Annotated in this window: 8 protein-coding genes and 2 pseudogenes; 8 read left to right on the top strand and 2 right to left on the bottom strand. The window is 70.3% G+C overall.

The genetic code is table 11. The annotated features are described in order from the left end of the window. The 3 genes from rlmN to A5646_RS16830 all read left to right on the top strand — a co-directional run. Nucleotides 1–695: 23S rRNA (adenine(2503)-C(2))-methyltransferase RlmN (gene rlmN, locus A5646_RS16820; RefSeq protein ID WP_156765629.1), on the top strand; the 695-nt coding region annotated here is incomplete at its 5' end. A 134-nt stretch (nt 696–829) separates the two neighbouring features. Then, on the top strand, nt 830–1,336 hold the full coding sequence (locus A5646_RS16825) for a protein disulfide oxidoreductase (RefSeq protein WP_066870256.1): 507 nt from the start codon (nt 830–832) through the stop codon (nt 1,334–1,336). 4 nt (nt 1,337–1,340) lie between these two features. Continuing rightward, nucleotides 1,341–2,198, top strand: a complete 858-nt coding sequence (locus tag A5646_RS16830) for a cytochrome c biogenesis CcdA family protein (RefSeq protein WP_066876167.1) — start codon at nt 1,341–1,343, stop codon at nt 2,196–2,198. Nucleotides 2,199–2,215: 17 nt separating this feature from the next. Here A5646_RS16830 and A5646_RS16835 read toward each other — a convergent pair whose 3' ends face one another. After that, on the bottom strand, nt 2,216–2,470 hold the full coding sequence (locus A5646_RS16835; RefSeq protein ID WP_066870261.1) for a DUF2631 domain-containing protein: 255 nt from the start codon (nt 2,468–2,470) through the stop codon (nt 2,216–2,218). A 120-nt stretch (nt 2,471–2,590) separates the two neighbouring features. Between A5646_RS16835 and dxr the strand changes: the two genes are divergently transcribed. From dxr to A5646_RS16860, 5 genes and pseudogenes are all read left to right on the top strand, one after another. Further along, the gene (dxr, locus tag A5646_RS16840; RefSeq protein WP_066876165.1) at nt 2,591–3,802 is read left to right on the top strand and encodes a 1-deoxy-D-xylulose-5-phosphate reductoisomerase; all 1,212 of its coding nucleotides are present in this window, start codon (nt 2,591–2,593) and stop codon (nt 3,800–3,802) included. 20 nt (nt 3,803–3,822) lie between these two features. Further along, complete coding sequence (locus A5646_RS16845) at nt 3,823–5,037, top strand: RIP metalloprotease (protein ID WP_067022813.1); 1,215 nt, start codon at nt 3,823–3,825, stop codon at nt 5,035–5,037. 16 nt (nt 5,038–5,053) lie between these two features. Next, nucleotides 5,054–6,232, top strand: coding sequence for a flavodoxin-dependent (E)-4-hydroxy-3-methylbut-2-enyl-diphosphate synthase (ispG, locus tag A5646_RS16850; RefSeq protein WP_066876163.1), 1,179 nt, complete (start codon nt 5,054–5,056; stop codon nt 6,230–6,232). 53 nt (nt 6,233–6,285) lie between these two features. Then, a complete protein-coding gene (locus tag A5646_RS16855; RefSeq protein ID WP_066870268.1) occupies nt 6,286–7,140 on the top strand; it encodes a GNAT family N-acetyltransferase in 855 nt (284 codons plus the stop codon). Nucleotides 7,141–7,302: 162 nt separating this feature from the next. Next, nucleotides 7,303–8,835: pseudogene (locus A5646_RS16860) on the top strand (NTF2-like N-terminal transpeptidase domain-containing protein); the annotation flags it as partial. Here the strand turns inward: A5646_RS16860 and A5646_RS29980 are convergent. Further along, nucleotides 8,829–9,004: pseudogene (locus tag A5646_RS29980) on the bottom strand (hypothetical protein); the annotation flags it as partial. The pseudogenes A5646_RS16860 and A5646_RS29980 overlap by 7 nt on opposite strands.

Genomic DNA, 9,004 nt, shown 5'->3' on the forward strand with positions numbered 1-9,004 from the left:
CGACCGGTCAGGGCGGGCTGACTCGCAACCTGTCGACGGCGGAGATCCTCGAGCAGGTCCGCGCCGGCGCCGCGGCCCTGCGCGACGACTTCGGGGACCGGCTGTCCAACGTGGTGTTCATGGGCATGGGGGAGCCGCTGGCCAATTACGCCCGCGTGGTGGCCGCGGTGCGGCGCATCACCGCCGCGCCGCCCCACGGTTTCGGCATCTCGGCCCGTTCGGTGACCGTGTCGACGGTGGGGCTGGCGCCCGCCATCCGCAAGCTCGCCGACGAACGGCTCGGGGTGACGTTGGCGCTGTCGTTGCACGCGCCCGACGACGAACTGCGCGACACCCTGGTGCCGGTGAACAACCGGTGGAAGATCACCGAAGCCCTCGACGCCGCGCGGCATTACGCCGACGTCACGGGCAGGCGGGTGTCGGTGGAGTACGCGTTGATCCGCGACGTCAACGATCAGCCTTGGCGCGCAGACCTTTTGGGGCAGCGGCTGCATCGCGCGCTCGGCCCGCTGGTGCACGTGAACCTGATTCCACTCAACCCCACCCCGGGTAGTGAGTGGGACGCCAGCCCCAAGCCGGTCGAGCGGGAGTTCGTCCGGCGCGTCCGCGCCAAAGGCGTTTCCTGCACGGTGCGCGACACGCGCGGCCGCGAGATCAGCGCCGCGTGCGGACAGCTGGCCGCCGAAGGCGGGTAGCTGGAGCGCAGGCGATCAGGCACCAGCGTGCGGACAGCTGGCCGCCGAAGGCGGGTAGCGCGCGGCCGTCGGGTGAACCCGCAGGGCGACGCGCACGTCTTAAAGGCATAACTTCAGCAACCCGGGGGTGTGCCGTGATCCGCTTGTTCTCTCCGCTCAAGTTGTTTGTCGCGGCCCTCATCGCCGCGGCACTGATAGTGGTGCTCGGTGGCGCGCCGCGCGCGGCCGCCGCCGATGACCGGCTGCAATTCAGCGGCACGACCCTGGCTGGTGCGCCGTTCAACGGCGCCAGCTTGCAGGGCAGACCCGCGGTGTTGTGGTTCTGGGCGCCGTTTTGCCCGTTCTGCAACGCCGAGGCCCCAGGCGTCAGCCAGGTGGCGGCCGCCAATCCCGGCGTCACCTTCGTCGGCGTCGCCGGTCACTCGGATGTCGGCGCGGAACAGAACTTCGTCTCCAAGTACGGCCTGAGATTCACCAACCTCAACGACGCCGACGGCTCGATCTGGGCCCGCTACAACGTCCCCTGGCAGCCCGCCTACGTGTTCTACCGCGCCGACGGCAGCTCGACGTTCGTCAACAACCCGACCTCGGCGATGTCCCAGCAGGAGCTTTCCGACCGGGTCTCGGCCCTGAGGTCCTGACCCGGTGGACCAGGGTCTGGTCGGCCTGGCCTTCGCCGCCGGATCGGTGGCCGCGCTGAACCCGTGCGGTTTTGCCATGCTGCCCGGCTACCTGCTGCTGGTGGTGCGCGGCCAGGGTTCGGGGGCGGTCTCGGGTGCGGCGGCGGCCGGGCGTGCGCTGGCGGCCACCGCGGGGATGGCGCTGGGCTTCCTGACGGTGTTCGGCGCGTTCGGCGCCCTGACCGTCTCGGCGGCGAGCACCGTGCAGCGGTTCCTGCCGTACGCCACCGTGGGCGTGGGTGTGGTGCTGATCGGGCTCGGGGCGTGGCTGCTGGCGGGCCGGGGACTGTCGGCCCTGACCCCACGACCGCTGGGCCCGCGGTGGGCGCCCACCGCGCGGCTGGGCTCCATGTACGGCTACGGCATCAGCTACGCGATCGCCTCGCTGTCGTGCACCGTCGGGCCGTTCCTGGCCGTCACGGCGGCCGGCTTACGCGGGGGATCGCTCGTCACCGGGGTGGCGATCTATCTCGCCTACAGCGCGGGGCTGACCCTGGTGGTCGGGGTGCTGGCGGTCGCCGCGGCCACGGCGAGCACGGCGCTGGTGGACCGGTTGCGCCGGCTCCTGCCGTTCGTCAACCGGATCGGTGGCGCGTTGCTGGTGCTGGTCGGGCTGTACGTGGCCTATTACGGCGGTTACGAGGTGCGACTGTTCGGCGCCGGCGGCGACCCGCGGGACGCGGTGATCACCGCGGCCGGGCGGCTACAGGGCGCGATGGCCGGCTGGGTGCATCAGCACGGGATGTGGCCGTGGCTGGTGGCCGTGTTCGCATTGACGGCCGTGGTGATCGGGGGCGCCTGGCATCGCCGGGTGCGCCGCTAGGGCAAACGCGCGGCCGGCTACCTGATCCAGCCGCGGCGGCGGCCCCACAGGTCGCGGATCAGCGCCACGAGGATCAGCGCGGCAAACCCGATCAGGAACCAGTTCTCGATGTGGCCGACATGGTTGCCGCGCAGCATCGCCAGCAGGAATCCGAAGCCGATCAGGCCGGCGATGTGCCAGGTCCGGTGATTGATCCTGCTCCAACCCCACGCTGCCGACGGCACCTCGACGTCGTCGACGCCGGTGAAGCGCTCCACCTCGGTACTGGCCACGGCGAATCCCCTTCGGATCGGATTGGCTTGTCGAACCCAAATTCTGGCATACCCCCGCCTGGCTCGACGGCCGCGGTCCGGCGGATGGCCCCGGTCGGTGCCGGGCGGCACAATGAATGAGTGACCAACCCGACGACCGACGGGCAAACGCGCGACCGGCTGCGCGTCCTGGTGCTCGGCAGCACCGGCTCCATCGGCACCCAGGCGCTGGACGTCATCGCCGCCAACCCGGACCGCTTCGAGGTGGTCGGCCTGGCCGCGGGCGGTGCCAACCTGGACACCCTGTTGCGGCAGCGCGCCGAGACCGGCGTGACCAACGTCGCGGTCGCCGACGAGCGCGCGGCGCAGCGGGTCGGTGACATCCCGTTCTGCGGGTCCGACGCGGCCACCCGGCTGGTGCAGGAGACCGAGGCCGACGTCGTGCTCAACGCGCTGGTGGGCGCGCTGGGCCTGCGGCCGACGCTGGCCGCGCTGGAGTCGGGCGCCCGGCTGGCGCTGGCCAACAAGGAATCGCTGATCGCCGGCGGTCCGCTGGTGCTCCGGGCCGCCAAGCCGGGGCAGATCGTGCCCGTCGATTCCGAACACTCCGCGCTGGCCCAGTGCCTGCGCGGCGGGGCCCCCGACGAGGTCGCCAAGCTGGTGCTGACCGCCTCCGGCGGCCCGTTCCGCGGCTGGACCGCCGCCCAGCTGGAGGACGTCACCCCGGAGCAGGCGGGCGCCCACCCGACGTGGTCGATGGGCCCGATGAACACACTGAACTCGGCCTCGCTGGTCAACAAGGGGCTCGAACTCATCGAGACCCACCTGCTGTTCGGCATTCCCTATGACCGCATCGAGGTCGTGGTGCACCCCCAGTCGATTGTTCATTCGATGGTCACCTTCATCGACGGCTCTACCCTGGCCCAGGCCAGCCCGCCGGACATGAAGCTGCCGATCTCGCTCGCCCTCGGCTGGCCGCAGCGGGTTGCGGGCGCGGCCGCCAGCTGCGACTTCAGCACGGCCTCTAGCTGGGACTTCGAGCCGCTGGACGACGACGTTTTCCCCGCCGTCGAGTTGGCCAGGCACGCCGGGCAGATCGGCGGCTGCATGACCGCCGTCTACAACGCGGCCAACGAGGAGGCGGCGGCGGCCTTCCTCGCGGGACGGGTCGGGTTCCCCGCGATCGTCAAAACCATCGCCGACGTGCTGCACGCCGCCGACCAATGGGCCGTGTCACCCGCTACCGTGGATGAGGTACTCGACGCGCAGCGCTGGGCACGCGAGCGGGCGCGGCGTTCCGTCGCACACGCCCGGCCCGCCGAGGTGTCGGCAAAAGCCTCCGGAATGGTGTGAGAAAGGTCCTGGGAGACCAGATGATGTTCGTAATCGGCATTGTGCTGTTCGCACTGGCCATCCTGATCTCGGTGGCCCTGCACGAGTGCGGGCACATGTGGGTCGCGCGCGCGACCGGCATGAAGGTGCGCCGCTACTTCGTCGGTTTCGGGCCCACGCTGTGGTCGACCCGGCGCGGCGAAACCGAATACGGCCTCAAAGCCGTGCCGCTGGGCGGCTTCTGCGACATCGCCGGCATGACGTCGGTGGAGGAGTTGGCGCCCGACGAGACCGACCGCGCCATGTTCAAGCAGAAGGTTTGGAAGCGGGTCGCGGTGCTGTTCGCCGGTCCCGCCGCGAACTTCATCATCTGCCTGGTGCTGCTTTACGGCATCGCGCTCATCTGGGGGCTGCCGAACCTGCACCCGCCCACCCAGGCCGTGGTCGGCGAAACCGCTTGTGTGGCACCGGAAGTGGCGCCGGGAAAGATCGCGGACTGCACCGGCCCCGGGCCGGCGGCGCTGGCCGGAATCCGGCCGGGCGACGTCATCGTCAAGGTGGGTGACACCCCGGTGTCGACCTTCGAGGACATGGCCGCCGCCATCCGCAAGGTGCACGGCAATGTCCCGATCGTCGCCGAGCGCAACGGCACCAAGATCACCACCTACGTCGACGTCACCACCACCCAGCGCTACCTGGGCAACGGGCAGGGCGCTCAGCAACAACCCTCGACGGTCGGCGCCATCGGCGTCGGCGCCGTCAAGGTGGCGCCCACCCGCTACGGGGTGTTCACCGCGATCCCGGCCACCGTTGCCTTCGCCGGTGACCTCACCGGCGAGGTCGGCAAGGCGCTGGTCGCGATCCCGACGAAGGTCGGTGCGCTGGTGCACGCCATCGGCGGCGGGCAGCGCGATCCGCAGACCCCGATGAGCGTCGTCGGCGCCAGCATCATCGGCGGTGACACCGTCGACCACGGGTTGTGGGTGGCGTTCTGGTTCTTCCTGGCCCAGCTGAACCTCATCCTGGGTGCGATCAACCTGGTGCCGCTGTTGCCCTTCGACGGCGGCCACATCGCCATCGCGGTGTTCGAGAAGATCCGTAACCTGGTGCGGTCGGCGCGGGGCATGGTCGCGGCCGCGCCGGTGAACTACCTCAAGCTGATGCCCGCGACATACGTCGTGCTGGTGTTCGTGGTCGGCTACATGCTGCTGACCGTCACCGCCGATCTGGTGAATCCGATCCGGCTGTTCCAGTAGAGAGAAGGCAGCGCACATGACTATCGGCCTGGGCATGCCGCAGACCCCGGCGCCCACGCTTGCGCCCCGGCGCCCCACGCGCCAACTGATGGTCCGCGACGTAGGGATCGGCAGCGATTATCCGATCTCGGTGCAGTCGATGTGCACCACCAAGACGCATGACGTCAACACGACGCTGCAGCAGATCGCCGAGTTGACCGCCGCCGGCTGCGACATCGTCCGGGTGGCCTGCCCGCGCCAGGAGGACGCCGACGCGCTGGCCGAAATCGCCCGGCACAGCCAGATCCCGGTGATCGCCGACATCCACTTCCAGCCCAAGTACATCTTCGCCGCCATCGACGCCGGGTGCGCCGCCGTGCGGGTGAACCCCGGCAACATCAAGGAATTCGACGGCCGCGTGGGCGAAGTCGCCAAGGCCGCCGGTGCGGCCGGCATCCCGATCCGCATCGGCGTCAACGCGGGCTCGCTGGACAAGCGGTTCATGCAGAAGTACGGCAAGGCCACCCCGGAGGCGCTGGTCGAGTCCGCGCTGTGGGAGGCCTCGCTGTTCGAGGAGCACGGCTTCGGCGACATCAAGATCAGCGTCAAGCACAACGATCCCGTCGTGATGGTCGCCGCCTACGAGCAGCTGGCCGAGCAATGCGACTACCCGCTGCATCTGGGCGTCACCGAGGCCGGCCCCGCCTTCCAGGGCACCATCAAGTCGGCGGTCGCCTTCGGCGCGCTGCTGTCGCGGGGGATCGGTGACACCATCCGGGTGTCGCTGTCGGCGCCGCCCGTCGAGGAAGTCAAGGTCGGCATCCAGATCCTCGAGTCGCTGAACCTGCGCCCACGCGGGCTCGAGATCGTGTCGTGCCCGTCCTGCGGCCGCGCCCAGGTCGACGTCTACACCCTGGCCAACGAGGTCAGCGCCGGCCTGGACGGCCTCGACGTGCCGCTGCGCGTGGCCGTGATGGGCTGCGTCGTCAACGGCCCGGGGGAGGCCCGCGAGGCCGACCTCGGCGTCGCATCGGGAAATGGCAAGGGCCAGATCTTCGTTCGCGGCGAGGTGATCAAGACCGTGCCCGAAGCCCAGATCGTCGAGACGCTGATCGAAGAGGCGATGCGCATCGCCGCTGAAATGGGCCACGAGATGAACAGCGGCGACGGGCCCGAAGCAACATCCAGCGGTTCACCTGTTGTCACCGTAAGCTGATGAAGGCCAGCGACGTTCTGGTCTGAGAATTCGCACCACAGAGAGTTCGCCCTATGTCGGCTCCGCCCCTGTTCCGCCTTGTCGGTGAGCGACGGGTGTCGGTGGTGCGCGACGCGGCCGCCGTCTGGCGGGTGCTCGACGACGATCCCGTCGCCTCCTGCATGGTCGCGGCGCGGGTGGCCGACCACGGCATCGATCCCAACTCGATCGGCGGCGAACTGTGGACGCTGCGCGGCGCCGACGAATCGCTGTGCTTTGCCGGCGCCAACCTGATTCCGCTGCGCGGCGCGCCGGCCGACCTGAGCGCGTTCGCGGACGAGGCCATGCGCGGGACGCGGCGCTGCTCGTCGCTGGTCGGCAGGGCCGACCTGGTGATGCCGATGTGGGAGCGGCTCGAGGCGGCCTGGGGTCCGGCTCGCGACGTGCGCGACCGCCAGCCGCTGCTGGCGTTGTCGAACCACCCCAGCTGCGACCTCGACCCCGGGGTGCGGCAGGTCCGGCCCGAAGAGCTGGACGCCTATCTGGTGGCCGCCGTCGACATGTTCATCGGCGAAGTGGGCGTCGACCCGCGCATCGGCGACGGCGGCCGCGGTTACCGGCGCCGGGTGGCCAGCCTGATCACGGCGGGGCGGGCCTGGGCGCGGTTTGAGCACGGCCAGGTCGTCTTCAAGGCCGAGGTGGGCTCGCAGTCCCCGGGCGTCGGCCAGATCCAGGGGGTGTGGGTGCACCCGGAGTGGCGCGGGCTGGGCTTGGGCACCGCCGGCACCGCGACGGTGGCCGCGGTGATCGTCGGCACCGGGCGCACCGCCAGCCTTTACGTCAACGACTTCAACACGGTGGCCCGCGCCGCCTACGCACGGGTGGGCTTCACCGAGATCGGCACCTTCGCGACGGTGCTGCTCGACTAGCCGGTCACGTTCGCCGCGAGCGCCCGGCCAGCCGGACGCCGGGTGACCAACGCCCGCGTGGCCGGGCCCTCGGTGCACAGATGGTCCGCAATCCACGCATAACGGTTCGGTCTCGGTGTGTCGGCGCCCTCGTTCAGGCCACAGTTCTTAACATCAGCACCGATGGTAACGAGAACAACAATTGCCACATCTGCCTCAGGCGTGCTGCTGGTCGTGGCCGTCGCCCTGTCCGGCTGCACGCCGCGGCCCGACGGCCCGGGCCCTGCCGCGGAGAAGTTCTTCCGCGCCCTGGCCATCGGCGACACCGCGACCGCCGCGCAACTCAGCGACAGCCCGAACGAGGCCCGTGAAGCCCTCAACGCCGCCTGGTCCGGCCTGCAGGCAACCCACCTCGATGCCCAGCTGCTCAACGCCAAGTACGCCGAGGACAGCGGCACGGTCGGCTACCGCTTCACCTGGCACCTGCCCAAGAACCGCACGTGGACCTATGACGGCCAGCTGAGGATGGCCCGCGACGAGGGGCACTGGGCCGTGCGGTGGACCACCACCGCGCTGCACGCCAAGTTGGGCGAGCACCAGACGTTCGCGCTGCGCGCCGACCGGCCGCATCGCGCTTCGGTGAACGAGCTCGGCGGCAGCGATGTGCTGGTGCCGGGCTACCTGTACCACTACACGCTGGACGCCACCCAGGCCGGACCCGCGCTGTCCGGCACGGCGCACGCCATCGTCGACGTGCTGCATCCCTTCAACGGCGCCCTCAACGATCCGCAGCTGCTGGCCGAGCAGGCCAGCTCGACGCCGCATCCGGTGGATCTGGGGGTGACGCTGCACCCCGACGACAACGACAAGGTGTCCCCGCTGATCGGGCACCTGCCCGGTGTCGTGGTCACCCCCCAGCCCGAAATGCTGCCCACCGACCCGCATTTCGCCCCCGCGGTCATCTCCGCGGTGAAGAAGGCGGTGGTCGACCAGCTCGACGGTGAGGCGGGCTGGCGGGTGGTCAGCGTCAACCAGAACGGTGTCGAGGTCGAGGTGCTGCACGAGGTCCAGGGGTCTCCGGCGCCGTCGGTGTCGATCACCCTGGACCGCACGGTGCAAAACGCCGCGCAGCGCGCGGTCGACAACAAGGGCGGCAAGGCGATGATCGTGGTCATCAAGCCGTCGACCGGAGAGATCCTCGCGATCGCGCAGAACGGCGGGGCCGACGCGGACGGTTTGCCGGCCACCAACGGCCTGTTCCCGCCGGGGTCGACGTTCAAGATGATCACCGCCGGCGCCGCCGTCGACCGCGGCATGGCCACGCCCAACTCGATGCTGGGCTGCCCGGGCCACCTCGACATCGGCCACCGCACGGTGCCCAACTACGGCGGCTTCGATCTGGGCGTGGTGTCGCTGTCGCGCGCGTTCGCCAGCTCGTGCAACACCACGTTCGCGGAGCTGAGCAGCCGGATGCCGCCGCGCGGCCTGACCCAGACGGCCGCCCAATACGGCATCGGCCTCGACTACACGGTGGACGGCGTCACCACCGTGACGGGGTCGGTGCCGCCGACGGTCGACCTGGCCGAACGCACCGAGGACGGCTTCGGCCAGGGCAAGGTGCTGGCCAGCCCGTTCGGCATGGCCCTGGTGGCGGCGACGGTCGCCGCCGGCAAGACGCCGGTGCCGCAACTGATCGTGGGCCGCCAGACGGCGATCTCCTTGGCGGTTCCGTTGGTCACCACCAGCCGCATCATCGGCCGCAGCGCGTCGATCATCTTCGGGCTGATCGGCGTGGTGTCCCCCTGGACCGCCGTCTGGCGGCCCACGATCAGTTGCGGCACCGGCGTCTTGCCGGCGGCGACCGTCGCCGCCACCAGGGCCATGC

The organism is Mycobacterium sp. 1245499.0 (assembly GCF_001673615.1).
GTDB lineage: Bacteria > Actinomycetota > Actinomycetes > Mycobacteriales > Mycobacteriaceae > Mycobacterium > Mycobacterium europaeum_A.